The organism is Kitasatospora sp. NPDC101447, assembly GCF_044767225.1.
In the GTDB taxonomy this organism is placed as follows: Bacteria; Actinomycetota; Actinomycetes; order Streptomycetales; family Streptomycetaceae; genus Kitasatospora.
In genome coordinates, this window is record NZ_JBIWNL010000011.1 from 34,946 (window position 1) to 60,769 (window position 25,824).

The following is a 25,824-nucleotide window of genomic DNA, read 5'->3' on the forward strand; positions in this document are numbered from 1 at the left end:
CCGCCCCCCCCCCCCCCGGCGGGGGGCCCGCCCCCCCCCCCGCGGGCGCCCCCCCCCCCCCCGCGCCCCGCCGCCCCCCCCCCCGGGGGGGGGCCCCCCCCCCCCGCGACGCGTTTCCCGGCCGTCCGATGACTCCACGGGCGCCGGTAGGGTCGGCTGATGGTCCGACTGATCAGTGACGACGAGCTCATCGCCACCTCCGTGGTGGCGAACAGCACGATGAACCGCGAGCGCGGGCTCAGCGGCGTGAACAGCTACGCCCGCTCGCTCGGCTTCGACCCGCTGGCCTGGCTGCGGGAGCGCGCCGCCGCGGTGCCGGGCTGGCTGGACCTGTGCAGCGGTGAGGGCCGGGCGCTGGCGGAGGCCGCGCGGCAGCTGCCGCCCGGCGGCGCCGAGCTGACCGGGGTCGACCTGGTCGGCCCGATGTCCCCGCTGCCGGACGGGGCGGCCCTGCCGCACCTGCGGCTGGTCACCGCGGCGGTCGCGGACTGGGCGCCGGAGCGGCCGTACGACCTGATCACCTGTGTGCACGGCCTGCACTACCTCGGCGACCAGCTCGGCGCGATCGCCCGCGCCGCCTCCTGGCTGGCTCCGGACGGCCGGTTCGCCGCCCACTTCGACCCCGAGTCGGTGCGCCGGACGGACGGGAGCAGCGCGGCCCGCCCGGTGGTGGCGGCGCTGCGGGCGGCCGGGTTCGGGTACCGGGCGCGGCGGCACCTGCTCGTCCTGGACGGCGGCCGGCCGGTCGAACTGCCCTTCGTCTACGCGGGGGCCGACCCGGGCGCCGGGCCGAACTACACGGGGCAGCCGGCCGTCGGTTCGTACTACCGGTAGGCGGCGCGCACGCCGGGGCGCGCGGCGTGGGCAGGGCGCGCGGCGTGGCATCGTTGAAGGTTCAACGCAACGTCCGAATACCGCCGGAGGTCCGCGGCGCCGCGGACCAGGATCGAGTCATGTCCGAGATCGGAACGAGGAGTTCTGTAGATATGACGATGAACGGAACCGCGGTGCTCGACGGCAAGGTGGCCCTGGTGACCGGTGGCAGCCGGGGGATCGGAGCGGCGGTCGCGCTGCGGCTCGCCGAGGACGGCGCCGACGTGGTGCTGACCTACCAGGGCGGCGCGGAGCGGGCCGAGGAGGTCGCCGCGAAGATCACCTCGATGGGGCGGGCCGGCTGGGCCGTCCGCGCGGACAGCGCCGATCCGCAGGCGGTGCAGGCCGTGGTGGCGGCGGTCGTCGAGCGGTTCGGACGGCTGGACGTCCTGGTCAACAACGCCGGCGTCGGCGCCGTCGGCCCGATCGGCGAGGCGGCATTGGAGGACGTCGACCGGGTGCTGGAGGTGAACGTCCGGGCGCCCTTCCTGTTCGCGCAGGCGGCCTCCGCGCACCTGGTCGAGGGCGGACGGATCGTCACCATCGGCAGCTGCGTGGCCAAGCAGGTCGCCTTCCCCGGCGCCACGCTGTACGCGACCAGCAAGTCCGCGCTGATCGGGCTCACCAAGGCGCTGGCCCGCGAGCTCGGCCCGCGCGGGATCACCGCCAACCTGGTGCACCCGGGCCCGATCGACACCGACATGAACCCGGCCGACGGCCCGTCGGCGGAGTTCCAGCGCGGGCTCACCGCGCTCGGCCGTTTCGGCACCGGCGCGGAGGTCGCGGCGGCCGTCGCCTACCTGGTCGGCGAGGACGGCCGTTATGTGACGGGTGCGGAGCTGGCGGTGGACGGCGGCGTCGGGGCCTGACGGTCCTGGTGGCCGGTGGCCGGTGGCCGGTGGTCGGTGACCCGCTGGTCCGGTAGCCGCCGGTCCGCCGGCCGGCGTCCGGCACCCGGTGGGAGCGGGGCCCGGCGCGGTGTCGTGCCGGGCGGTTGTCGGCGCACGCGCTTACGATCGCCCGGCACGACCCGTGCCCCGACCGATGTGCCCCCGACCGAGAGGTGTGCCATGACCGCAGCGGAAGACCCGATCGGACTGCTCGCCCGGGCCCTCGCGCAGACCGCCGGGCTGATCGACGGCACCGGCGTCGAGCTGGCCGGCCACCCGACTCCCTGCCGCTCCTGGGACGTCGGCGACCTGGTCAGTCATCTGCTCCACGACCTGCGGCAGTTCACCGTCCGGGCGAAGGGCGGGCAGCCGGACTGGTCGCAGCCCTTCGCGCGGGTCGAGGAGGACTGGCTGCACGCCTTCGAGGCCGGGGCCGAGGAACTGGTCGATGCCTGGCGTGCGGCCGGGGACCTCGGCGGCACGCTGGAGGTGCCCGGCTTCGGCACCCTGCCGGCCCGCTTCCCGGTGGACCAGCAGATCGCCGAATTCGCCGTCCACGGCTGGGACTTGGCGCGGTCCTCGGGCCAGTCCACCGAGGGGCTGGACCACGAGGTGGCGCTGGCCGCGCTGGCCTGGGCCGAGGGCGCGCTCAAGCCCGAGTACCGCGGCACGGAGGAGGACCACCACGCCTTCGGCCCGGCCGTCGCCGTGCCCGAGGACGCGCCGCCGTACGACCGGCTCGCCGCGTTCTTCGGGCGCGATCCGGCGGCGCCGGTCACCGGGTAGCGCGGGGGCGGCGGACCGGCCGACGGGTGCGCACGCCCCCGCCCGCGACCGGGCGGGGGCGCACCACGGTCACGGCTTGGCCGGCCGTGCGGCCGCCGCCTGCTTGATCGCCTCCCGGATCCGCGGGTAGGTGCCGCAGCGGCAGACGTTCTGGATCCGGTCGATGTCCGCGTCCGTCGGATCCGAGGTGCGGCGCAGCAGGGCGACCGCCGCCATGATCTGCCCCGGCTGGCAGAAGCCGCACTGGGCGACGTCGCAGGCGAGCCAGGCCTCCTGGACGGGGTGCAGGGTGTCGCCGTCGGCGAGGCCCTCGATGGTGGTGACGGTGTGGCCCGCGCAGTCCTTGACGGACCGGGTGCAGGGCTGGAACTCCTGGCCGTCGAGGTGGCTGGTGCAGGCGCGGCAGACGCCCACCCCGCAGCCGTACTTGGGGCCCGTGACGCCGAGCTTGTCGCGCAGCACCCAGAGCAGCGGCATGTCGTCCGGGGCCTCGACGGTGACGGGCTGCCCGTTGAGGAGGAAGGTGTGGGTGGGCATGGGGAGTCGGGATCCTCGGCTCTGGTGGTCGGGAGGCGGTGCCGGACGTTCGCGGTGCCGGACGTTCGCGGTGCCGGACGTTCGCGGTGCCGGACGTTCGCGGTGCCTGACGTTCGTGGCTCAGGGCGGATGCGGTGCCGGGCGTGCGTGGTTCCGGGTGGTCAGAAGTTGACGGGGAAGGAGCGCGGGCTGGTGCCGGTGGCGCGGGCGTAGGCGTTGGCGACCGCGGCGGAGGCGGCCGGGACGCCCAACTCGCCCGCGCCGCCGGGTGGTCCGCTCGGCGGCATCAGGTGGATCTCGACCACCGGCGGGGTGTGCCGCTGCCGGGCGTAGTGGAAGTCGCCGTAACTCCCTTCCCGGAAGGCGCCGTTGTCGAGGTGGTTGCCGGCCTGCAGGATCACCGAGATGCCGTCGACCAGCGCGCCGGTCAACTGGGCCTCCAGCCCCGTGGGGTTGATCACCCGGCCGACGTCGGCGGCGATCACCGCCTTGGTGACCCGGGGGTTGGCCCGGTCGGTGGCGTCCAGCTCGACCAGGTAGGCGGCGGTGCCGCCGTTCTCCTCGTGGTAGCCGACACCCTGGGCCTGGCCGGGCGGCATCGGACGGCCCCAGCCGCCCTTCGCGGCGACGGTGTCCAGGACGGTCCGGCCGGCGGCGCTGCGCAGCCGGGCGCGCCGGAAGGCGACCTCGTCCTGGCCCATCCGGCGGGCCAGTTCGTCCATCACGATCTCGTCGGAGACCCGGACGGTGCCCGAGTAGACCGACCGCCAGCTGCCGGTGTGCAGCTCCAGCGGGACCTCGGCGAGCAACTGGACGGGGACGCCGACGTCGTACGGGTTCTTCTCGGTGAGCAGGAAGAACGCCTCGGAGGTGGTGAGCCCGGCCAGCGGGAGGTTGTAGCCGGCGGCGGTGAGGGCCTCGCCGAGGCCGTGGCCGAAGTCGGTCTGCACGCCGGCGGCGCGGTGCTCCCAGCCGAGCACGTGGTCGAGGCCGTAGACGGCCCGGATCCGGTGGTGGCTGGCCGGGCGCATCCGGCCGTGGCGCATGTCGTCGTTGCGGGTCCACATCAGCTTGACCGGGCGGCCGGCGGCCTTGGAGATCCGGGCGGCCTCCAGGGCGGCGTCGAAGAACAGCCGACGGCCGAACGAGCCGCCGCCGCGCACCACGTGGACGGTGACGGCGTTCTGCGGCAGGCCGAGCTCGGCGGCGATGGTCTGCTGGGCGACGATCGGGCTCTGCGCGGCGAACCACAACTCCGCGCGGTTCGGCCGGACGTCGGCGATGGCGGTGAGCACCTCCATCGGGGCGTGGTTGACGAAGGCGAAGTCGAACTCGGCGTCCAGGTGCTGGGCGAGCAGCGGCGGGGGGAGGAACGGCGCGTGGGCGGCGCGCAGCCGGCTCCTGACGTCGTCGGTGGAGAGCCCGGCGACCGGGCCCGGGTTCCAGGTGGTGCGCAGCGCGTCGCGCGCCTTGAGCGCCTGGTCGAAGGTCTCGGCGAGGACCGCGACGCCGCTCGGCACCTGCACCACGCCGAGCACGCCGGGCATGGCGCGGGCGGCGGAGGCGTCCAGGGACTTGAGGGTGCCGTTGACGGTGGTGGGGCGGGCGACCACGGTCGGCACGGCGCCCGGGATCTGCAGGTCCCCGGTGTACTTGGCGCGGCCGGTGACGATGTCGCGGGCGTCGATGCGGCCGGTCGGCCTGCCGACCAGGCGCAGCCGGTCGGCGGCCTTCGGGACGGCGGGGACGGCGGGCGCGGAGATGGCGGCGGCGTCGGCGGCGAGGTCGCCGTAGCCGAGCCGGCGGCCGTCGGGGGCGAGGACGGCGGAGTCGGCGGTGCGCAGCGTGGCTGCCGGAACGTTCCAGCGCCTGGCGGCGGCCGTCACCAGCCGGGCCCGGGCGGCGGCGGCCGCGCCGCGCACCGGGTCGTACAGCGAGCGGATGGAGTTGGATCCGCCGGTCAGCTGGTTGAAGAGCAGCTCGGGACGGCCGTCGGAGAGCGGTACGTCCACGTCGGTGAGCCGGGCGTCGAGCTCCTCGGCGACCAGCATCGCGATCGCGGTGGTCAGGCCCTGGCCGACCTCCAGCCGCGGCAGGTACAGCACGGCGCGTCCGGCGGGGGTGAGTTCGAGGACCAGCAGGTGCGAGGTCGGCAGCCCGGCGAGGATCATCGCGTCGCCGAGGTCGACGATGTCGGGGATGCCGGGCAGGCCGAGCAGCTGCGGGGGCGCGGCGGACCCGGCGGCCGCGGCGGCGTGGACGGCCTGCGCGGCGGCCTGTCCGGCGCCCGGGGTGGCGGCCCGCGCGGTGGCGGGTGCGGCGGCGTCGAGGCCGAGGCGGGCGGCGACGGTGAGGGTGGGTGCGGCCAGCAGGTAGGTGAGGAAGCGGCGTCGGTCGGCGGGTTCGGCGGGGGGGCCGGCATCGCCCGGGTGGCCGGTGGAGTCCGAGGGGGCGACGGAGGTACTGATGGGAGGAACCCTTCGTGCCGGAGACGGCGCCGGATCGGGCGGGCACGGCGGCCCCGGCCCCGGTGCCGGATCGCGAACGCCGTTGAGCATAAAAGGGCGCTACTGACGGGTCAACACGGTCAAAGTTGGCCCCCGGCTTGGGCGATCGGGCTTTTGCAGCGTTCGGCGGGCGCGGATTCGGAACGGGTACGGACGGCGCTGCGGGGGCGCGGGAACAGCTCGGCCGGAACGTTCCCGAAGGGCCTGGAGAGCCCAACGACCCACTGTCGCACGAGGGTTCAGCGCTCGGTCGGCGGTGCGGCGGCCCGCGGAAGTGGCCCAAGGAACTCCTTGATCATTGGACCTGTCGGATGGGCCAGTTCCGGCCTAGGGTAGGAGCCGAACCGTCGCCGACGGTTGTGAACTCCCGGCCCGCGCGCCGCTCGTCGAATCGGTGATGTCGCCCGTCCGTGGGTGGGTGGTCAGCCGTCGGGCGGACAGTGACGGTCGGTCACCCCGTGGAGGAGAGACGTGCCGACCGACCGAGCCGCCCGGCGGAGCAGCCTCCTCCCGCCCGCCGGCCCCCAGCGGACCCTGGCCGCAGCCCAGTTGGCGAGCGCGGTGGGCGACGGCGCCTACTACACCTGCTCCGCGCTCTACTTCACCCGCGTCGTCGGCATGTCACCGACCGCCCTCGGCCTGGGCCTCGCGATCGGCTGGGCGCTCGGCTCCGTCGCCGCCGTCCCGCTCGGCCACCTCGCCGACCGGCGCGGCCCGCGCCGCACGGCGGTGGCGCTCGGGCTCGCGGCCGCGGCCGTGGTCGTCGCCTTCCTGGTGATCCGCTCCTACCCGTCGTTCCTGCTGGCGGTCTGCCTCTACGCCACCGCGCAGTCCGGACTGACCGCGGCCCGGCAGGCTCTGGTCGCCGGTCTGGTGCCGGCCGGCGAGCGGACCGGCCTGCTCGCCCACCTGCAGTCGACCCTCAACGGAGGCCTGGCCGTCGGGGCGGCCGTCGGCGGCATCGCCCTGAGCGTCGGCACCCGGGCCGCGTACCTGGGCGCCTTCGTCGTCACCACGATCGGCCTCCTCGTCGGCGCGCTGGTGCTCCGGCGACTGCCCGAAGTCCCGCCCGCCGCCCAGGAGTCCGGCACCGGACCGCGCCTGGCCGTGCTGCGCGACCGGCGGTACGCCGCCGTCACCCTGGTCAACGCCGTCCTGCTGCTGCGGATGCCGCTGCTCAGCCTGGTCATCCCGCTCTGGATCGCCCAGCGCGCCCCCGGGATCGGCTGGCTCGGCTCGGCACTGTTCGTGCTCAACACCCTTGCGGTGCTGGCCTTCCAGGTCCGGGCGGCCCGTGACGTCACCGGGCTGGACTCGGCGGCGCGGGCGGTCCGCTCGGCCGGGGTGCTGCTGCTCGCCTGCTGCGCCGTCTTCGGACTGTCCGCGCTCGACGTCCCGGTGTGGGCGGTCGGCGCGCTGCTGGTCGTGGCGTCCGTGCTGCAGGTGGCCGGCGAGATGCGGCAGTCGGCGGGTTCCTGGCAGATCGGTTTCGACCTCGCTCCGCCGGACCGGATCGGGCAGTACCAGGGCTTCTTCGGCACCGGCGTCGCCGTCGCCCGCACCCTCGGGCCGCTGCTGCTCACCGCGCTGCTGCTGGACGGGGGCCTGGCGGGCTGGCTGGTCCTCGGCGGAGTGTTCCTCGCGGCCGGGTTCGCGATGGGGCCGGTGGCCCGCTGGGCGGAGCGGGACCGCGGTCACGCGCTGTCACCGTCGGAGCCGGTCGCGCCGGTCGTGACGGCCACGCCGGTCGGGACGGGCACGGCCGGCACGGCGGCTGAAGCGGCGTAACGGCCGAAGCGGCGCAGCGGCGCAGCGGCGGCCGGGCCGGCGCGCGGGGCACCCGGGGAGCGGCGGGCGAGCAGCCGGACCGTCCGGAAACCGCTGGCACCGGCCCACCGCCCACTGGCATGCTGGCCGCGTGGACAGACCCCGGATATGGCTCGACTTCGCCCCTGAGCTGCACCTCTTCGTCTCCGCGCCCCGGCGGGCCGGCCGCACGGCGCTGCACACGGACGGCACCTCCACCCTCGGCCACGTCGTCGAGTCCCTGGGCGTCCCGCTCACCGAGGTCGGCGCCCTGCTGGTGGACGGCCGGGCCGTGCCCGACGCGTACGTCCCGGCCGACGGCGAGCACATCGACGTCCGCGCGGTGACCAGGCCGCAGCCCTCGGCCACCCCGCCGCGCTTCCTCCTGGACGTCCACCTCGGCACCCTCACCCGCCGCCTGCGCCTGCTCGGCGTGGACGCCGCGTACGAGAACCCCGACATCGGTGACGCCGCGCTGGCCGCCCGCTCCGCCGCCGAGCAGCGCGTCCTGCTCTCGCGCGACCGCGGCCTGCTGCGCCGCCGCGAACTGTGGGCCGGCGCCTACGTCTACAGCCACCGCCCTGCCGAGCAACTGCGCGACGTGCTCTCGCGCTTCGCCCCGCCGCTCGCTCCCTGGAGCCGCTGCACCACCTGCAACGGCACACTGCGCACGGTCACCAAGACCTCGGTGCGCGAGCAGCTGCGGGACGGCACCGAGCGCTCCTACGACGCCTTCGCCCAGTGCACCGAGTGCGGCCAGGCCTACTGGCGCGGCGCCCACCACGCCCGGCTGGAGGCGATCGTCACCGAAGCCGTGCGCGACTTCGGCGACGGGCAGGACCGGCTCGGGGCGGCATCGGGCTGAGGCGCTCTGGCGGGCGGCCGCGCGGTCGTGTTCCCATCGACGGTGGGGGGAACACGTCGTTCGGTCACGGGACCGGTCGCGGGACCGGTCGCGGGAGAGGCCAGGTCGTCGGATGAGCAACCAGCCGGAGCACGACCCCTTCCGCACCGCGCGCCTGGCGGACGCCCCCGTCGTCACCGCGCCGGACGGAGCCGCGGTGTACCCGCTGCTGGTCCTGGAGGGGCGGGGGAGCCTCGCGGTGTTCACGCTCGCTCCCGGGCAGGTGACCCACGCGGTGTCGCACGCCACCGTCCAGGAGCTGTGGCAGGTCACCGCGGGCAGCGGCGCGCTGTGGCGCCGCCAGGGCGCACGGGAGGAGACCGTACGGCTCGTGCCCGGCACCGCCGCGTCGATACCGCTCGGCACCGCCTTCCAGTTCCGGGCGGACGAGGACTCCGACGGGCCGCTGCGGATCACCGCCGTCACCGTGCCGCCCTGGCCCGGCACGGACGGTGAGGCCCGCCCCGAGGACGGCCCCTGGCGGGCGACCGTCCGCTGAGGCAGGCCGGGCCGGCCGGCCCGGCTACGCGTCGTCGACCTCCAGGCCGTACGCCACCACGGCCTGGTGCAGCCCGCCCGGGTAGCCGGCGAGGGCCGGGGTGAACTCCCAGTCACCGTGGGCGTCGCGGTCGAAGCGGCCGAGCCGCATGGCGGTGTTGGTCTCCGCGCCGTCCGCGAGGTGCATCACGGCGGCGTCCTGGCCGGTGCCGGTCTCCAGGATCAGTGCCGGGCCGGCGAATCCGGCCATGGTGGCGTCCGGGTGGTTCCCGGTGTCGGCCGCGGCGATGACCACGAGCCGGTCGACGTCGGCGGGCAGGGCGTCGAAGTCGACCATCAGGCAGGCGTTCGCGTCCTCGTAGCCGGTCACCAGCCGCACCGAACCGTCCGGCGTGGAGGCGTTGTTGTAGAACACCAGGTGGTCGTCCGACACCGCGACGTTCCCCCGGCAGACCAGGGCGGCGATGTCGTACTCCTCCGCACCGGTCCAGTGCAGGAGGAGCCGGGCGGGCTCGGCGGCGACCTCGATCGCGGGCAGCCCGTCCAGGCCGGCCGCCTCGGCGGAGGCGTCCTCCTGGGCGGCCGCGAACACCTCGTGGAAGCCGTGGTGCTTGAGCAGCCCGACCAGCTCGGCGCCGTTGATCAGGGTGACCGCCTTGCCGGTGACGAACTGGTGGGCGCTCGGGCCGAACTTGCTGGTCGTGACGAGGACGGCCTTCGTCGCGGCCTCGTCGTGCCGCAGCGTGCCGTAGAGGTCCCGCACCGCCGAGGGCGGCACGGTGTCGCGGTACCGCTTCACCTGCACGATCACGTTCCCGCCGCGGAACGGGTCGGTGTCGATGCCGCGGACGTCCACGCCGCCGTCCCGGGAGCGGGCGGTCAGCTCGACCTTCATGCCCATGGCCTCCATCAGCCGGGCCACGAGCTGCTCGAACTCGACGGGGTCCATCGCCATGAGGAGCTGGAGCTCGCGGACGCGCCTGGCCATCCGGCCGCGGTTGGCGTTGGTGTCGTCGCGCAGGTGGCGGAACAGCACGCGCTGGGCGCGGCGTTCGTCGGCGTCGGGGTTGCCGAGGCGGTGGAGTTTCCGGCTCCGGGACATGGAGTGCCCCCTCTTGCAGGTGACGATTCGTGCAGGTAGGCGTCACCGTAGGGGAATCGCGGGCGACGGATCGTCACCCCGTCAGTTCCGCTGCCCAATCGAGACCTGGCGAGGTGGGGAGGGGTTCCGGGCCGGCTGCGGGGGGTGCAGTTCGAGGGTCCAGGCGTGCGTGGTGTACGAGCCCATGCGGGTCGGGTGGCGCTCGACCAGGGTCACGTCGAGGCGGTCGGCCGTGCGGCGCAGCGAGCCGGTGAAGCGGTGCTGCCGGTCGGGGGCCAGGGGGTGCAGCTCGGCGAGGACGGTGTCGTCGAGGCCGCGTCCGACGGCGCGCAGCGTCCCCGCGTCGAGCACCAGGAGGGTGCCGTCGGGCAGCACCAGCGGCTCGGGGGCCTGCGGGTCGGCGAGCAGCGGGCCGTGCTCGATCCGGCCGCCGGGCAGCAGCCGCACCACCCGGCTCCCGGTCGGGTGGCGGCGGTCCGTCTCGACCACCCGCAGGCCGCTGCCGACGACGTAGTGGCCGTAGCTGCGCCAGGAGTCGACCGGGGTGCCGTCCCGGTCGTACGCCCGGGTGTCGAACGCGTCGTAGCCCTGCAGGCCGAGGACGAAGCGGCCGCCGCCGAGGGCCGCTCCGCGCTCGCCGCGCAGTTCGGCGACGAGCGCGCCGTCGGCGAGGTCCAGCAGGAGGGCGGGGCCGAGGTGGCCCCGGGGGGTGTAGTCGAAGGAGTCGGTGGTGACCAGGACCCGGTCGGCGGAGACGTGCGCGGCGTTCGGCCGGCCCGGGCACGGCCGGTGCCAGCGGACCCGGCCGGTGGCGTCGACGCAGCGGAGCTCGCCGTCGCGGCCGTGCACCTCCAGCCCGTCCCGCCGGGCCAGCGGCCCTTCCGGGCGTCCCTGCGGCCGGCCGCCGCTCCTGCGATGGTGGTCCGTGACCGTGACGTGCCAGCTGCCCATGGTCCGGATGGTAGGGCGTGTCCGACAACTCCCGCCGAGCGCGACGCGAACCGTCGGGTACGTCCCGGTGGACTCCGCCGAACGGAGGCGGCTGTTCTCGGAGCGCGTTGTTTCGGAGCGCGTCCGGGCGGGGCGGGCCGCTGGGGGCCGGTGTCGGCCCGCCCCGGTGGGTGCTCGGAGGCGGGGCTGTTCAGAGGCGGGCGCTGCTCAGGATCGCGCGGACCTGGTCGGCGATCGCGGCCTCGTTCTGCTCGAACTCCGGTGCGGTGAGCAGGTCGCCGTCGGCGGGCAGGCCGGTGAGGACCGGGGTGTGGAGGTGACCGCCGGGCAGGCCGGGGGCGAGGTCGAGGCGCAGGCGGTTGGAGCGGTAGGCGACCTCGTTGGAGAGGTAGCCGCCGCCTCCGCCGGCGACCGCGCGGGAGCCGGGGGTGGGGCCGTCGGCGCGGACGACGGGGTCGGTGGCGCCCGCGGGGATCTCGGTGACGGGCGTGTTGAGCAGGACCGGGTAGGGCTGCTGCACCGCCGTCATGGCCTCGGTGGGCAGGGTGGTGCGGACGAACTGGGGCCCGGCGGCCAGCCCGGGGGCGTCGACCGGGTGCCGGGTGGTGCCGCCGGAGAGCGCGCCGACGTTGTCGGTGGCCGGGTCGGCGGAGCGGGCGCGCCCGGCCCAGTCCTCCAGGGTGAACTTTCCGGGGTAGCCCTGGCTGATGCTGGTGATCAGGTCGGCGGACTGCGGGCCGGGCACCAGGTGCGGGCCGAAGGCGCGTTCCACGATCCCCCCGTCGAAGTCGCCGTAGCGGACCGGCAGGACGACGGCCCGCACCTCGGCGGTGCTGCCGTCGGCGAGGGTGATCCGCCGCCCGTTCAGCTGCAGGACGGCCGAGCCGGAGGGGTTGGCGCGGCGCGGTTCGGTGTCCAGGCCGTACGGGTCGAAGCCGCTGACGAAGATCCGCCGCAGGCCGTGGGCGGCGCTGAAGCCGTCCGCCAGTCCGCGCGAGGCGTCCTCGAAGCGGGCCCGCAGCCCGGCCCGGTCGACGGCGAACCCGGGCTGCCACTGCGCCAGCCGGACGGTCATGGCGAGCCTGGTCCAGTACAGCGGGCGGTCGTCCGCGGCGGGCAGTTCGCCGCCGGGCCGGCGGCCCTGGGCGCGGTCCACGCCGGCCTGCCACAGCGCCCGGCCCCAGGCGTCCACCACCCGTTCGGCGCGGTGGGCGGTGCGGGCGGAGCACAGGGCGGCCGGGAAGCCCCGGAGCAGGTCGCCCAGGCCGGACCGTTCGGTGAAGGCGGCCGTGCGGGCGTCCTGGAGACGGGCCTGCTCGGCGTCGAGCGACACCGTGGCGGCGGTGCGGCAGCCGGCCGGGTCGGCCTGGGCGGCGGCCGGGGCCAGCAGGGCGGCGAGCGTTCCGGTGAGGGCGGCGGCCAGTCCGGCGGTACGGCGAAGTAATGTCATGTCACCTGACAATAGGTTCAGACCTGACACCCCGCCAGGGTGCCGCCGCGATGCCCGTAGGCTGGCCCGGTGACAGCGCCCGACCTCGACCTCGCCTCCCTGATCGCCGACCCGTACGGCGGCTACACGCGGCTGCGCGCCGACGCGCCCGTCCACCGCGTCGTCGGCCCGGACGGCCTGCCCTTCTGGCTGGTGACCCGCTACCCGGACGTCCGCCAGGCCCTCGCCGACCCGCGGCTCGCCCTCGACAAGGCACACGCCGCGCCCGGGAACTACCGCGGCTTCGCCCTGCCGCCCGCGCTGGACGCCAACCTGCTCAACATGGACCCGCCGGACCACACCCGGATCCGCCGACTGGTCTCCCAGGCCTTCACCCCGCGCCGGATCGCCGCACTGCGCGCCCCGATCGAGAAGGTCGCCGGGCAACTGCTGGACGCCATGGCCCCGGCCGGCCGCGCCGACCTGCTCGCCGCCTACGCCGCGCCGCTGCCGATCACCGTCATCTGCGACCTCCTCGGCGTCCCCGAGGACGACCGCCACGACTTCCGCGCCTGGACCGACAGCCTCATCACCCCCGACCCCGACCGCCCGGAGGCGACCCGCGCCGCCGTCAAGGCGATGCTCGGCTTCTTCACCGGCCTGATCGAGCGCAAGCGCACCCAGCCGGGCGACGACCTGCTGTCCGACCTGACCGCGGTGCGCGACGAGTCCGTCCGCGGCGGCGCGGAAGGCGGCGACCGCCTCACCGAGGACGAACTGACCTCGCTCGCCTTCCTCATCCTCTTCGCCGGCTACGAGAACACCGTCCACCTCATCGCCAACGCCGTCCTCGCCCTGCTCACCCACCCCGGGCAACTCGCCGCCCTGCGCGCCGAACCGGAGCTGATCGACGGCGCCGTCGAGGAGTTCGCCCGCTTCGACGGCCCCGCCCCGCTCGCCATCCGCCGCTTCCCCCGCGAGGACGTCACCATCGGCGGCGTCACCGTCCCGGCGGGGGAGACCGTGCTGCTCGCCCTCGGCTCCGCCAACCGCGACCCCGCGCAGTTCACCGACCCCGACCGGCTCGACCTGCGCCGCCGCGAGACCGGCCACCTGGCCCTCGGCCACGGCATCCACTACTGCCTCGGCGCGCCGCTGGCCCGGATGGAGACCGCCGTCGCACTGAACGCCCTGCTGCGCCGCTTCCCCGACCTGGCCCTGGACGTGCCGGTCGAGCAGCTGCGCCACCGCCCCACCCTGCGGGCTCGTGGCCTGCTGGAACTGCCCGTCCGGTACTGAGCCGGGGCGGCTCGGGGACGCCCCCGGGGGATGGCGCCGGGGCGGCTCGGGGGGCGTTCGGGCCGGTCCGGGGGCGTCCGGGGCTGACGCGATCCTGACGGCGGGAGCGGGAACCGGCTCGACTTCTACAGCGTTGTCGTAGTCGAACAGCGGTACTCGTACGGTCGTGGAGGAAGTCCCATGAGTGTGGCCCTGACGAAGGGCGGCAACGTCTCCCTGGGCAAGCAGGCACCCGGACTGCAGGTGGTCCGGATCGGCCTCGGCTGGACGGCCGCGGCCGGGTACGACCTGGACGCCAGCGCGTTGCTGTGCGGGGCGGACGGGAAGGTCGGCTCGGACCGGAACTTCGTCTTCTTCAACAACCTGCGGAGCCCGGACGGCTCGGTCCGCCACCAGGGCGGCTCCGGCGGCGGGCCCGACCGCGAGCAGATCGAGGTCCGGCTCGCGGAGGTCTCCGCCGACGTGGAGAAGATCGTCTTCGCGGTGGCGATCTACGACGCGGCGCAGCGACGGCAGAACTTCGGGCAGGTCCGCGGCGCGTACGTCCGCGTCACCGACCCGGACGGCGGCGCCGAGGTGGCCCGCTACGACGTGGCGTCCGTGGCGGGCAGCGAGACCGCGATGGTGTTCGGCGAGCTGTACCGGCACGGCGCGGACTGGAAGTTCCGGGCGGTCGGGCAGGGGTACGCCGCGGGGCTCGCGGGCATCGCGACGGACTTCGGCGTCGACGTCCTGCAGCCCGCTCCCGCGGTCCCGCCCGCTCCGGCATCGGCGCCGGCTCCGGCTCCGGTGAAGCCCGCCGTGCCGGCCGCCCCGCCGGCGGTGCCCGCCGCACTGCCCCCCGTACCGCAGACCCCACCGGCAACAGGGAGTTCCCCCGTGACGTGTTTCTTCGACCCCTCGCACGGCGCCGGCACGACGGCGGTGCTGTGGTCGCCGCAGTGGGGCGTGCCCCGCCAGATCGAGACCTGCGCCGCCTGTGCCCAGCGGGTGCAGACGACCGTCCCGCCGTTCTACACCCCGCCGCAGGGGTACCCGCAGCCCGTCCAGCAGCAGGGCTACCCGCAGCAGGGCTACCCGCAGGCGCCCGGCCAGCCGGCGCAGGGCGGCGGCCGGCGCTTCGGCACCGGTGCGCTGATCGGTGCGGGCGCGGCGGGCCTGGTCGGCGGCGCGCTGCTCAACGAGGCCTTCGACGACGACGGGCCCGAGGTCGTCGTCAACAACTACTACGAGGACGACGGCCTCTTCTAGACCGTTGGGCGAACCGCCGGGCGAGCCGTCAGGCAGCGGGGAAGCGCAGCTCCTGAAGGGCCGTCGGGGACCACCCCGGCGGCCCGTGCTGTCGGTGCCGTGCGTTTGAATGGTCGTCGCCACACGTTCTGACCGGGGGAGACGCACCGATGACCACGTCCGAAGCCGAGCTGCTCGATGCCGCCCGCCATCCCACCGCGGCCTGGCTGGAGTCCTGCTTCGGCCCGGGCACGCTGTGGCGGCCCGAGGTGCTGCCCGAGCGTCTGGAGTCGCCCGCCGCCCGGGCGTTCCTGACCGAGGTCGGCCTGCCGGCCGTCGGGCTCGACTTCGTCGGCTTCGACGCGACGGACCTGCCCAAGCGCGGGATGTGGGAGGCGGACCTGGACGACCTGTTCGGCAACCGCACGCCGGACGACGAGACCCCGCCGAGCAACTGGGGGTACTGCGTCGGGACGTTCGACGAGTGGCACCTGATGGTCGACGCCGGATCCGGCGCCGTGAAGATCTACAACGCGGACGGCTGGGACCACGCGCGCGGCTACGGCGGCTGGGCGGCCGACTCGCTGCCCGCGGTGATCGGCGCCCTGGGGCTGCTGGCCGGCTTCGAGGAGCGGGTCGTCGGCGGCGACGCGAACGCCGCGCTCGACGAGTTCGAGGCCCTGGTCGAGCAGTTGGGCCAGGGGCCGGACGAGTCGGACCTCTGGTGCCAGATCGCGGTGAACCTGCGGGAGGAGTACGAGGAGCTGGACGAGGACTGACCCCCTCCGTCCCCTCCGCACCGGGCGGCCGCACAACGCGCAGGCGTTGTGCGGCCGTTCGCGTTTCAGGGACCCTGCAGCCGGTACGCCCCGGCGCGGGCGGCGGCCCCGGCGGCGGCCGCGGCCCGGTCGGCGGCGGCCTCGTCCAGCGGTTCGACGGTGGTCAGCATCCGGTAGTAGAGCGGTGCCGACACGGCCCGGACGACCTCCGACGCGTCGGTGTCCGCCGGGAGCTCGCCGCGCTCGACGGCCTCGGTGACGCACGGCGCCCACTCCTCCACCCGGCGCCGGTAGAAGTGCCGCAGCGCCTCGGCGGCGTCCGCGTCGCAGTTCGCCGCCACGATCACCGCGCGGAACAGCGCGCCCTGCCGGGGGTCGGCCAGGGTGCGCCGGACGAGCCGGGCGTTGGCCCGCAGGTCCTCGGCGAGGGAGCCGGTGTGCGTGCGCGGCAGCGACTGCTCCGCCATGTCCGCCAGGAGGTCGGCGACGAGCGCGGTGGTGCTGCCCCAGCGGCGGTAGACCGTGGTGCGGCCGACCTCGGCCCGCTGGGCGATGTCGCCGAGGTCGAGACCGCTGAAGCCGTGCTCGACCAGGGCGTCCTCGACGGCCCGCAGGACGGCGGTGCGCACCCGGGCGGTCCGGCCGCCGGGGCGGACGGTACCGGGCGTGGAGGGCTCGGCGGTGCCCACGGACGCGGCGGTGCCCACGGACTCCGCGGTGCCCACGGGCTCGGGAGTGCTCGCGGGCTCGGCGGGCTCGGCGGGGTCGACGGACTCGCCGGGGTCGACGGATCTGGCAGCCATTAACGGGATTCCTGTTCCATTAGTCGCGAGGGGTCTGCTAGGTTCAGAGCATCCTAACGGAACGGGAGTCCCATTAGGGGCTTCGAGGGGAGAACACCATGGGCACCGCCACCACCGACATGGAATACCGCCGACTCGGCGCATCCGGACTCAAGGTCCCCGCGCTCAGCCTCGGCACCGGCACCTTCGGCGGCCGCGGCCCGCTGTTCGGCGCCTGGGGCACCACCGACGTCGACGAGGCCCGCCGCCTGCTCGACATCGCCATCGACGCCGGGGTCACCCTCTTCGACACCGCCGACGTCTACTCCGACGGCGCCTCCGAGGAAGTGCTCGGCCGGGCGATCCGCGGCCGCCGCGACCAGGTCCTCGTCTCCACCAAGGCCGGCCTGCCCACCGGCGACGGCCCGCAGGACGCGGGCACCTCCCGCGCACGCCTGGTCCGCTCGGTGGACGACGCGCTGCGCCGCCTCGACACCGACTACCTCGACCTCTTCCAGCTCCACGCCTACGACGCGGACACCCCGATCGAGGAAGTGCTCGCCACCCTGGAGGACCTGGTCCGGGTCGGCAAGATCCGCTACACCGGCGTCTCCAACTTCTCCGGCTGGCAGCTGATGAAGTCCCTCGCCCTGGCCGACCGCCACGGCCGCCCCCGCTACGCCGCCCACCAGGTCTACTACTCCCTCGTCGGCCGCGACTACGAGTGGGAGCTGATGCCGCTCGCCCGGGAGGAGGGCGTCGGCGCCCTGGTCTGGAGCCCGCTCGGCTGGGGCCGTCTGACCGGCCGGATCCGCCGGGGGCAGCCCCTCCCGGCCGGCAGCCGCCTGCACGACACCGCCGACTACGGCCCGCCGGTCGAGGACGAGCTGCTCCACCGGGTGGTCGACGCCCTGGACGAGATCGCCGCCGAGACCGGCCGCACCGTCCCGCAGATCGCCATCAACTGGCTGCTGCGCCGCCCGACCGTCTCCTCGGTGATCATCGGCGCCCGCAACGAGGAGCAGCTGCGCCAGAACCTCGGCGCGGTCGGCTGGTCGCTGACGGACGACCAGATCGCCCGCCTCGACGCCGCCAGCGCCCGCACCGCCCCGTACCCGTACTTCCCGTACCGCCGGCAGGCGGCCTTCGCCCGCCTCGACCCGCCGATGGCCGGCTGACCCACGGCGCGGACCGGGTTCGAGGGCCGTCCCCGCTCGACTGGGCGCAGCCTGGGGCAGCTCGGGCTGCGCCCAGTCGTGTGGGCGGTGGGGGCCGTTGCGCCAGGGGGGTTTCGGCCGGATGGGGGAGGCCGGGGCGGTACGGAAGTTGTCGGTGGGGTAGGCGATTTGGGTCACGGTGTGTGCAGGTTCGGCAGGAACTGTGTTCGATTGTCGACAGGTTCATGCAATGCTTCTCGGGGGGCGACGGACCCCCTGGTGACGCTCCCGCGCAGGTCAGCGGCCTGCTTCCGGAAGGGTGGCGCGTTGGTGCGACCGCCGTCGAAACGTCTGACGCTCCGTCAAGGTTCCTTGTTTTCCTGCGAACTTCTCGCGTCCGCTTTAAGCTCCCGTTAACAATGGCGGCTTTCCGCCACTCGCGAACCCCCGTGCGAGGTCGGGCGGCAGGCCCCCACCGGACGCATGCCCAACGTGACGATGAGAGCAGGGATGACGACGACAAGTGAACGAACAGTCGGCGCGGCGCGCGACCCGGACCGGTGGCGACCGGCTCGGCTCGGCCGCCGCACCGCAGGCGGCGCGGCGGCGGTCGCCGTCGCGATCGGCGCCTGCTCGTTGGCCGCGGCCCCGTCGGCGTTTCCGCAGACGGGCGACGGCACCGTAACGGTCCGGGTGATCCGGGCCGTGGACACCACCGGGGTGTGGACCCCCGTGCTGGAACCCGGGATCGCGGGCGTGAAGGTGACGCTCACCGACGACGCGGGTGTCGGCATCGAGGGCACCACCGCGGCCGACGGCACGGTGACACTGGCACCGGCCGCCAGCAAGGCGACCGGCGGCAAGTACCGGATCCAGGTGGTGAACCCGAAGCCGGGCGTGCTGTTCCCGGCCTTCGCCTCGCGCCAGGGCCTGACCGGCGCGCCGAACCAGCTCAGCAGCAACGAGGAGTTCGTCGACCTCGGCGGCGGCAAGAAGGTCGAGCTCACCACGGGCCTGTGGAGCCCGGGTGACTACTGCCAGAAGAACGCGCCGCTGGTGTCGACCTGCCAGCCGGCGCCCCGGGAAGGCGCATCGGCGCGCACACTGGTCTCCTTCCCGTACAGCGCCCGCGGCGTGGCCGGCACCGACGCGACCGTGACCGACCTGGCCACGGCCGAGCAGACCGGCAACATCTACGGCATCGCGTGGAACCGGGCGGACAAGCGGATCTTCTCCGCCGCCTCGGCCAAGCGCACCACGGCGTACGGCCCCGGCGGCCCGGGCGCGATCTACGTGACCGACCCGGTGAAGAAGACGACAGCCCTCTTCACGACCGTTCCGGACGCCGGCAGCACACCGCACGGCCCGGACAACGACGACGCCTTCCTGCCCGCGGTGGGCAAGGAGAGCCTGGGCGCCGTCAAGATCTCCGACGACGGCAAGGACCTGTTCGTCGTCAACCTCCACGACCGCAAGCTCTACCGCTACGACGCCACCGGGCCGACGGCGGCGGAGCCGAAGGCCGCCTACCCGATCCCCGACCCGGGCTGCCCGGCGGCCGGGGACTGGCGCCCGTACGGCCTGGGCCTGCAGGACGGCACCGGCTACCTCGGCGGCGTCTGCTCGGGCGAGTCGACCGGCAAGACCGCGGACCTGCGGGCCGTGGTGCTGCCCTTCGACCCGGACACCGGCACGTTCAAGAAGGCCGTGCTGGACCAGAAGCTCGACTACCCGCGCGGCAGCACGGTCGGCACCGCGTGCCCCGGCACCGGCTGGTTCCCGTGGCAGGACACCTTCCCGACCACGCAGAACGGCCACGCCTGCACCGACTACCTGGCCAACCCCGAGCCGGCCCTGGCCGAGATCGCGTTCGAGACCGACGGCTCGATGGTGCTCGCCTTCCGGGACCGCTTCGGCGACCAGTCGGCGGCCGCACCGACCGGCGGCACGATGGCCAAGGTCCTGCCCGGCGGTGACCTCAACAAGGCCTGCCTGGTGAACGGCACCTACGTGCTGGACACCAACAACGGCTGCGGGGCCACGACCCGGGGCACCCGGTTCTTCGACAACAACCGCATCGGCCACAACAACGCCCTGAACGCCGGGATGGCGTTCTCCAAGGTCGAGGACTCCATCGCGACCTCGGGCTACGACACCAACGGCATGGCCTACGGCTACGGCGCCGGCTTCGACAAGCGCGACGGCAAGGCCGACGGCGGCCTGCGCCTCAACCCGGTCGGGCCGATCCCGCCGTTCGGCAAGGGCGCCGCGATGGGCGACCTCGAAGTGCTCTGCGACCAGGCGCCGCTGCAGATCGGCAACCGGGTCTGGTACGACCCCGAGCGCAGCGGCCTCCAGCTGCCGGGCCAGCGCCCGGTGCCGGGTGTCACCGTCCACCTGTACGACGAGTCAGGGAAGCTCGTCGGTACGACGAAGACGACGGCGCGCGGCGAGTACTACTTCGACGACAGCAACGTCGAGGGCGGCCTCAAGGCGAGGACCACGTACACGATCAAGCTGGACAACCCGGCCGACTACGCCAAGGACGGCCCGCTGTTCCAGTGGGCGCCCACCGAACACGACGTCGGTGACAACCACTTCATCGACTCCAAGGGCATCGTCCCGGCCGGCGGCAAGTACCCGGAACGGGGGCTGACCACCGGCGGACCGGGCCAGAACGACCACACCTACGACTTCGGCTTCCGCCAGCAGGAGGGCGCGCTGCGCCTGGTCAAGCACGACCAGGACGGCAAGCCGCTGGCGGGCGCCAAGTTCCAGCTGTGGCACGAGACGAACGGCACGGACGGGCTGCAGCCGACCGGCGACAAGCCCGACACCAAGGTGGGCGAACCGTGCACCACCGGCGCCGACGGGCTCTGCCAGGGCAAGGGCGTCGTGGGCACGTACTACTGGCAGGAACTGAGCCCGCCGGCGGGCTACTCGGCGCCGGAGGTCACGGTGCTCGGGCCGCTGGTGCTCACCAGCGGGAACCTCGACGACGGAGTCGAGGTGACGGCCGTCAACCGGCTGATCCCGACGCCGACGCCGACACCCACCCCGACGTCGACACCGACCGAGACACCGCCGGCGACGTCGACCCCGGTCCCCGCACCCCCGGCCCCGCCGGCTCCCGGACCCGGGCACCTGCCCAACACCGGTGCGGGCGCGGCGATCCCGTTCGCCGTAGCCGGAGCGGCGGCGCTGATCACCCTCGGTGCGGCGCTGGTGCTGCTGGTCCGTAGGCGCAGGGCAATCCGGCAGGGCTAGCAACCCCAGGCCGGGCTGGCAACCCTGGCCAGGGGTGGTAACCCCCGGCCGGGCAGACCGGCACCGGCGATCCGTGCCGGTGCCGGATCGGGCGGGTTCGCGGACCACTGGTCCCCGAACCCGCCCGACTGTCGTGACCGGCCCCCGTCGCGGGCAGCCCGGTCCCACGCAGACCACTCACCTACAGCACACCGACCGCACACCGACCCACGAGAGAAGGCACCCGCATGGCCCGGAGGACGAAGGACGACACCCGCAGGCCGTGGCGGAGCCGCTGGCTCCTCACCCTGGCCGCGATCGCGGTGTGCGGCACCGCGGCGGGCGGTCTGGTCGTCTACCGGACGGTCTCCGACGAGGCCGACGAGCGGCCGGTGACCAGCGACGAAGCCTCCCGGCTGGCCCTGTCGCGGCTGAACCTCTACCAGGCCGCTCCGGTCGGGGTGACGCTCACGGCCGCCGAGGGCGGAGGCGTCACCATCCGGGTGGAGGGCGTCGTGGACTACCGCACCCACCGCGGCGTGGGCCGCTACCGGACGACCGGGGCGAGCGGCCCGCTCGACCACGGGCTGATCATCTGGGACACCGGCGGCCTCGGCCTGGCCCCGGAACCGGCCGGCGTCGACGGCCCGGCGTGGCAGCAGGCCGAGCACGTGCCGCGGCAGGGCTGGTCGCCGCGCTCCTACACCGCGGACCCCCTGGACTCCGGGCTCAGCCTGGTGGTCCAGCTCGGCGCGGACCGCCCCGACAACCCGCTGCTGCTCGCCCAGTCCGGGGCGCGCTGGCTGGGCCGCGACCGGATCGACGGCCGCGGCTACGACCGCATCGCCGGCCCGCGCGCCCAGGGCTCCGCACCCGATGGCGGGCGCTCGCCACTGACCTACTGGGTCGACGGCGACGGCGCGCTGCGGCGGGTGACGATGCGGATGGCCGGCCTGGGCACGCCGACCACGGCGGACTTCTCCGGCCACGACGCCGCCGCCAAGCTCCCCGAGGCCCCCTGGCTGGCCGGCTGACGCCGACCGCGTCACCCGACGACGCGGCGTCAGTTGCACGCTGTACAGCGAACCGACCCGCCTCGGGTACGCCCGTGAGAGCGGCCCGCATCCGTTCGGCACGCCCGTCCACCTCCCGGCGCCCTTCGGCCTCGATCTCGACACCACCCGCCTGTAGCCGCCGGCGGACCGTCTAGACCCGTGCGCTGTCCGTCGAACGGGCCTTCGCGGGGAGGCCGTTGGCGAGGTCCTCGACCAGGAGGCGCCAGGCGATGGCGTCCGCGGCGGTGCGCAGTTGCGGGCTGCGCGGTCGGCCGGCGTCGGCGTCGAGGCGGGCGTTGAGCCAGTCGGACCAGGCGCGGGCGAGGGCCCGGACCTCGCGGGTGCCGGTCTCGGTGTTCACCAGGACGCCGCCGTCGCGGACGAGGTAGCCCTCGGCGGCCATCCGGTCGAAGACGGGCTCCAGGACCTCGGGCGGGATCCGTTTGCGGGCGGCGATGAGGTCGAGGTCGGCGCGGCCGATCACCTTGGTGTGCTGGGCGACCTCCATCAGCGCCCAGGCGCCGCCGAGGTCCACCCGGGTGTCGGCGTCGGAGACGATGGCCCGGACGGTGTCGAGGTCCACGCCGCGGACGATCTTGCAGACCGCGTACTCCAGGTGCGGGTCGGAGTCGGCGGTGGTCGGCTGGGCGAAGCCCTCGCCCATGTCGGTGGAGCCGGCCCGGGCGGTGTCGCGCAGGGGTACCTGTTTGAGGAAGAGCGCGACGACGAAGCCGATCACGGCCACCGGGATCGTCCACAGGTACACGGTGTGCAGCGCGTCGGAGTAGGCCTGCACGATCGGCGCGGCCTGGTCGGCGGGCAGCCCGTGCAGGCTCTGGGGGCTCTCGGCGGCACGGGCGAGCACGGCCGGGTCGGCGCCGGTGAGCCGGGCGGCGGTGGCGACGCCCTCGCGGAGTTCGGTCGTGAGGCTGTTGGTGTAGATGGTGCCGAACACGGCGGTGCCGAAGGAGCTGCCGATGGTCCGGAAGAAGGTGACCCCGGAGGTGGCGGTACCGAGGTCCGCGTAGTCGACGGTGTTCTGCACGGCGATCGTCAGCACCTGCATGCTCAGTCCGATGCCGACGCCGAGCACGAACATGTAGAGCGAGGCGAGCGCGGTGCCGGTGCCGGGTTCGAGCCGGGAGAGCAGGTAGAGGCCGAGGGCCATGACGGCCGTGCCGACGATCGGGAACACCCGGTACTTGCCGGTCCTGCTGACCGCGGTGCCGCTGCCGATCGAGGCGAGCAGCAGGCCGATGACCATCGGCAGCATCCGGATGCCGGAGACCGTCGCCGAGTCACCGTCGACGTACTGCAGGAAGGTCGGCAGGAAGGTGAGCGCGCCGAGCATCGCGAAGCCGACGATGAAGCTGAGCACCGAACAGACCGTGAACACCGGGTTGCGGAACAGCCGCATCGGCAGCATGGGTTCGACGGCCCGGGTCTCGGTCCAGCAGAACAGCCCGAGGGCGATCGCGCCGCCGACGAACAGGCCGATGATCACCCCGGAGCCCCAGGGGTACTGGTTGCCGCCCCAGCTGGTCGCCAGGATCAGCGCGCCGGCGCCGACCGCGACCAGCGCGATGCCCAGGTAGTCGATCACCGGGCGGGTCGCCGAGCGCACCGAGGGGATGGTCCGGGCGGCCGCGATCACCACCACGACCGCGAGCGGCACGTTGACGTAGAACGCCCAGCGCCAGGACAGGTGGTCGGTGAACAGCCCGCCCAGCAGCGGCCCGATCACCGTGGCCACGCCGAACACCGCGCCGATCGCGCCCTGGTACTTGCCGCGCTCGCGCAGCGGGATGACGTCCGCGATCAGCGCCATGGCGGTGACCATCAGCCCGCCCGCGCCGACGCCCTGCACCGCCCGCCAGGCGATCAGCAGCGTCATGTCGGTGGCCAGCCCGCACAGGAACGAGCCGGCGACGAAGACGACCGCCGAGATCTGGAAGATCAGCTTGCGTCCGTACAGGTCGCCGAACTTGCCGGCCAGCACGGTGGCCACCGTCTCGGCCAGCAGGTAGGAGGTCACCACCCAGGACATGTGCGCGGCCCCGCCGAGGTCCGCGACGATGGTGGGCAGCGCGGTGCCGACGATGGTCTGGTCGAGGGCGGCCAGCAGCATGCCGAGCACGATCGTGGCGAAGACGACGTTCCGCTGCCGAACGTCCAGCACCGGTGGGGCGAGCGGCGGGTTCTCGGTGGCGACGGTCATGCCGTCAGCCTCTGGGGTCCGGGCACCGATCGCGATCCGGTTCGACCGTTCGGGTGAGGCTGCGGGGGAAGCTGCCGGGTGAGGCGGCCGGGGGAGCGGAAGGGAGCGCTGCCCGGGTACGACCCGGGTGGCGGTACCCGGAGGGCGGGGCGACGATGAGCCGAGCGAAGCCCGCCGACCACCGGCCGGGCAGCGAGCAAGCCGCCCCGGACACCGGGAAGAGGCTCCCATGACCCCCGACGCCCCGTCCGCCACCGCGCACCCGGACCCGCCCGGCGCTTCCGCCGCGGGCGGCCGGGCCGACACGCGGCGTTGGCGGGCGCTCGCGGTCTGCCTGGTCGCCGGCTTCATGACCCTGCTGGACGTCAGCATCGTCAACGTCGCCCTGCCGACCGTACGGGCCGGGCTGCACATGTCGGAGAGCGGCCTGCAGTGGGTGCTCAGCGGCTATGCGCTGGCCTTCGGCCTGGTGCTCGTCCCGGCCGGACGGCTCGGCGACGCGCGCAGCCGGCGCGCCGTCTTCCTCACCGGACTCGCCCTGTTCACCGCGGCCAGCGCGCTGGCCGGCGCGGCGCAGAGCCAGGAGTGGCTGGTGCTGGCCCGGCTCTTCCAGGGCGCGGCGGGTGGCGTGCTCGTCCCGCAGGTGTCCGGCTTCATCCAGACCCTCTTCCGGGGCGCCGACCGCGGCCGGGCCTTCGGCGCGCTCGGCGCCACCATCGGGCTGTCGACCGCCGTCGGACCGCTGCTCGGCGGGCTGCTGATCCACCTGTCCGGCCCGCAGGACGGCTGGCGCTGGGTGTTCCTGGTGAACCTGCCGATCGGCGTCGCCGCCCTGCCGATCGCCCACCGGCTGCTCCCGGCGCCCCCGCCGGCCGCCGAGCGCGCCGGGCACCGCGACTTCGACCCGGTCGGCGTGGTGCTGCTCGGCGCCGGCACGGTCGCGTTGCTGCTGCCGTTCGTCCAGGCACAGCAGTGGCACAGCCCGGCGCGGTGGCTGCTGCTGCCGGTGTCGGCGGTGCTGCTCGGGGCCTTCGTCGGCTGGGAGGTGCACTACGGGCGGCGGCACGAGCCGCTGGTGAGCATGGCGCTGTTCGCGGTGCGCCCGTACGCGGCGGGGGTGCTGCTGTCGTTGGCGTACTTCGCGGGGTTCACCGCGATCTTCTTCATCTTCACGCTGTACCTGCAGGTCGGCCTGCACTACTCGGCCCTTGCGGCGGGCGTGGCGATCACCCCGTTCGCGATCGGTTCGGGAGCGGCCGCGGCGGTGGGCGGGCGGCTGGTGAGCCGCCTCGGCAGGCGGCTGGTGGTGGTGGGGCTGCTGCTGGTGCTGGCCGGCCTGCTGGCCGCGGCGCTCGCGGTGCAGCTGTGGTCGGGGCCCCGGGTGGGCTGGACGACGGCGCTGCCGCTGCTGGTCGCCGGGGTGGGCAGCGGGCTGGTGATCGCCCCGAACCAGACGCTGACCCTCCAGCAGGTGCCGGTCGCCCGGGCGGGCAGTGCGGGCGGCGTGCTGCAGACCGCGCAGCGGGTCGGTTCGGCGGTGGGCATCGCGGTCGTCGGGTCGGTGTTCTTCGCCCACGCGCGCGGTCGGCACCCGGACTGGGCGACGGCCTTCCAGCTGGGCGTGACGGTCGCGGCGGGGCTGGTGCTGACGGCTCTGCTGGTGGCCTTGGTGGACACCGTGGCGGGAGCGCCGCCCACCTCGGCCGGGTCGGGTGGGTCGGACGGATCCAGCGGGTCCGGTGGACCGGGCGGCGGTGGCTCGTGAACGGCTGCGG

Annotated in this window: 19 protein-coding genes and 1 pseudogene; 13 read left to right on the forward strand and 7 right to left on the reverse strand. The window is 74.6% G+C overall.

All coding sequences use genetic code 11. The features are described 5' to 3' along the window. The first annotated feature begins 159 nt into the window (after window positions 1–159). The 3 genes from ACIRST_RS17675 to ACIRST_RS17685 all read left to right on the forward strand — a co-directional run bounded on the left by ACIRST_RS17675 (window position 160) and on the right by ACIRST_RS17685 (window position 2,549). The gene (locus tag ACIRST_RS17675; protein ID WP_402803045.1) at window positions 160–834 is read left to right on the forward strand and encodes a class I SAM-dependent methyltransferase; all 675 of its coding nucleotides are present in this window, start codon (window positions 160–162) and stop codon (window positions 832–834) included. Between the two features lie 152 nt (window positions 835–986). Beyond that, window positions 987–1,742, forward strand: a complete 756-nt coding sequence (locus ACIRST_RS17680; RefSeq protein WP_402803046.1) for an SDR family NAD(P)-dependent oxidoreductase — start codon at window positions 987–989, stop codon at window positions 1,740–1,742. Window positions 1,743–1,943: 201 nt separating this feature from the next. After that, window positions 1,944–2,549 carry a TIGR03086 family metal-binding protein gene (locus ACIRST_RS17685; protein ID WP_350521046.1) on the forward strand — a complete coding sequence of 202 codons (606 nt, stop codon included), beginning with the start codon at window positions 1,944–1,946 and terminating at the stop codon, window positions 2,547–2,549. A 69-nt stretch (window positions 2,550–2,618) separates the two neighbouring features. Here ACIRST_RS17685 and ACIRST_RS17690 read toward each other — a convergent pair whose 3' ends face one another. Together ACIRST_RS17690 and ACIRST_RS17695 are read right to left on the reverse strand one after the other, a co-directional pair. After that, window positions 2,619–3,086 carry a (2Fe-2S)-binding protein gene (locus tag ACIRST_RS17690; RefSeq protein WP_350521045.1) on the reverse strand — a complete coding sequence of 156 codons (468 nt, stop codon included), beginning with the start codon at window positions 3,084–3,086 and terminating at the stop codon, window positions 2,619–2,621. Between the two features lie 161 nt (window positions 3,087–3,247). Further along, entirely contained in the window at window positions 3,248–5,644 is a 2,397-nt protein-coding gene (locus ACIRST_RS17695) for a molybdopterin cofactor-binding domain-containing protein (protein ID WP_402803047.1), read from the reverse strand. A 420-nt stretch (window positions 5,645–6,064) separates the two neighbouring features. On the opposite strand from ACIRST_RS17695, the gene ACIRST_RS17700 reads away from it, so the two are divergent. The 3 genes from ACIRST_RS17700 (at window position 6,065) to ACIRST_RS17710 (ending at window position 8,802) form a co-directional block, all read left to right on the forward strand. Then, on the forward strand, window positions 6,065–7,381 hold the full coding sequence (locus tag ACIRST_RS17700) for an MFS transporter (protein ID WP_402803048.1): 1,317 nt from the start codon (window positions 6,065–6,067) through the stop codon (window positions 7,379–7,381). A gap of 130 nt (window positions 7,382–7,511) precedes the next feature. Further along, window positions 7,512–8,264 (forward strand): Mut7-C RNAse domain-containing protein, encoded by a 753-nt coding sequence (locus ACIRST_RS17705; RefSeq protein ID WP_350521042.1) that lies wholly within the window; start codon window positions 7,512–7,514, stop codon window positions 8,262–8,264. Window positions 8,265–8,376: 112 nt separating this feature from the next. Then, window positions 8,377–8,802, forward strand: coding sequence for a cupin domain-containing protein (locus ACIRST_RS17710; RefSeq protein WP_402803049.1), 426 nt, complete (start codon window positions 8,377–8,379; stop codon window positions 8,800–8,802). Between the two features lie 24 nt (window positions 8,803–8,826). On the opposite strand, the gene ACIRST_RS17715 is transcribed toward ACIRST_RS17710, so the two are convergent. The 3 genes from ACIRST_RS17715 to ACIRST_RS17725 form a co-directional block, all read right to left on the reverse strand. After that, on the reverse strand, window positions 8,827–9,903 hold the full coding sequence (locus ACIRST_RS17715; protein WP_350521040.1) for a restriction endonuclease: 1,077 nt from the start codon (window positions 9,901–9,903) through the stop codon (window positions 8,827–8,829). A gap of 81 nt (window positions 9,904–9,984) precedes the next feature. Further along, window positions 9,985–10,854, reverse strand: coding sequence for a hypothetical protein (locus tag ACIRST_RS17720; protein WP_402803050.1), 870 nt, complete (start codon window positions 10,852–10,854; stop codon window positions 9,985–9,987). A 190-nt stretch (window positions 10,855–11,044) separates the two neighbouring features. After that, window positions 11,045–12,304 (reverse strand): pyroglutamyl peptidase, encoded by a 1,260-nt coding sequence (locus ACIRST_RS17725; protein WP_402803051.1) that lies wholly within the window; start codon window positions 12,302–12,304, stop codon window positions 11,045–11,047. A 69-nt stretch (window positions 12,305–12,373) separates the two neighbouring features. Between ACIRST_RS17725 and ACIRST_RS17730 the strand changes: the two genes are divergently transcribed. The 3 genes and pseudogenes from ACIRST_RS17730 (at window position 12,374) to ACIRST_RS17740 (ending at window position 15,591) form a co-directional block, all read left to right on the forward strand. Continuing rightward, window positions 12,374–13,582 (forward strand): cytochrome P450, encoded by a 1,209-nt coding sequence (locus ACIRST_RS17730; protein ID WP_350521037.1) that lies wholly within the window; start codon window positions 12,374–12,376, stop codon window positions 13,580–13,582. Window positions 13,583–13,762: 180 nt separating this feature from the next. Continuing rightward, window positions 13,763–14,314, forward strand: a pseudogene (locus ACIRST_RS17735) (TerD family protein); the annotation flags it as partial. A 668-nt stretch (window positions 14,315–14,982) separates the two neighbouring features. Continuing rightward, window positions 14,983–15,591: an SUKH-4 family immunity protein gene (locus ACIRST_RS17740; RefSeq protein WP_350521036.1), complete on the forward strand. Its 609-nt coding sequence runs from the start codon at window positions 14,983–14,985 to the stop codon at window positions 15,589–15,591. 65 nt (window positions 15,592–15,656) lie between these two features. On the opposite strand, the gene ACIRST_RS17745 is transcribed toward ACIRST_RS17740, so the two are convergent. Beyond that, window positions 15,657–16,394, reverse strand: a complete 738-nt coding sequence (locus ACIRST_RS17745; protein ID WP_402803052.1) for a TetR/AcrR family transcriptional regulator — start codon at window positions 16,392–16,394, stop codon at window positions 15,657–15,659. Window positions 16,395–16,513: 119 nt separating this feature from the next. Here ACIRST_RS17745 and ACIRST_RS17750 point away from each other — a divergent pair, with 119 nt between their 5' ends. The 3 genes from ACIRST_RS17750 (at window position 16,514) to ACIRST_RS17760 (ending at window position 21,810) form a co-directional block, all read left to right on the forward strand. Next, complete coding sequence (locus tag ACIRST_RS17750) at window positions 16,514–17,551, forward strand: aldo/keto reductase (protein ID WP_396552003.1); 1,038 nt, start codon at window positions 16,514–16,516, stop codon at window positions 17,549–17,551. A 489-nt stretch (window positions 17,552–18,040) separates the two neighbouring features. Continuing rightward, the gene (locus ACIRST_RS17755) at window positions 18,041–20,797 is read left to right on the forward strand and encodes an SdrD B-like domain-containing protein (protein WP_402803053.1); all 2,757 of its coding nucleotides are present in this window, start codon (window positions 18,041–18,043) and stop codon (window positions 20,795–20,797) included. A 227-nt stretch (window positions 20,798–21,024) separates the two neighbouring features. After that, on the forward strand, window positions 21,025–21,810 hold the full coding sequence (locus tag ACIRST_RS17760; protein ID WP_350521033.1) for a hypothetical protein: 786 nt from the start codon (window positions 21,025–21,027) through the stop codon (window positions 21,808–21,810). 172 nt (window positions 21,811–21,982) lie between these two features. Here ACIRST_RS17760 and ACIRST_RS17765 read toward each other — a convergent pair whose 3' ends face one another. Next, window positions 21,983–24,049, reverse strand: a complete 2,067-nt coding sequence (locus ACIRST_RS17765) for an MDR family MFS transporter (RefSeq protein ID WP_402803054.1) — start codon at window positions 24,047–24,049, stop codon at window positions 21,983–21,985. 229 nt (window positions 24,050–24,278) lie between these two features. Between ACIRST_RS17765 and ACIRST_RS17770 the strand changes: the two genes are divergently transcribed. Continuing rightward, window positions 24,279–25,814 carry an MFS transporter gene (locus ACIRST_RS17770; protein WP_402803055.1) on the forward strand — a complete coding sequence of 512 codons (1,536 nt, stop codon included), beginning with the start codon at window positions 24,279–24,281 and terminating at the stop codon, window positions 25,812–25,814. Window positions 25,815–25,824: the final 10 nt, after the last annotated feature.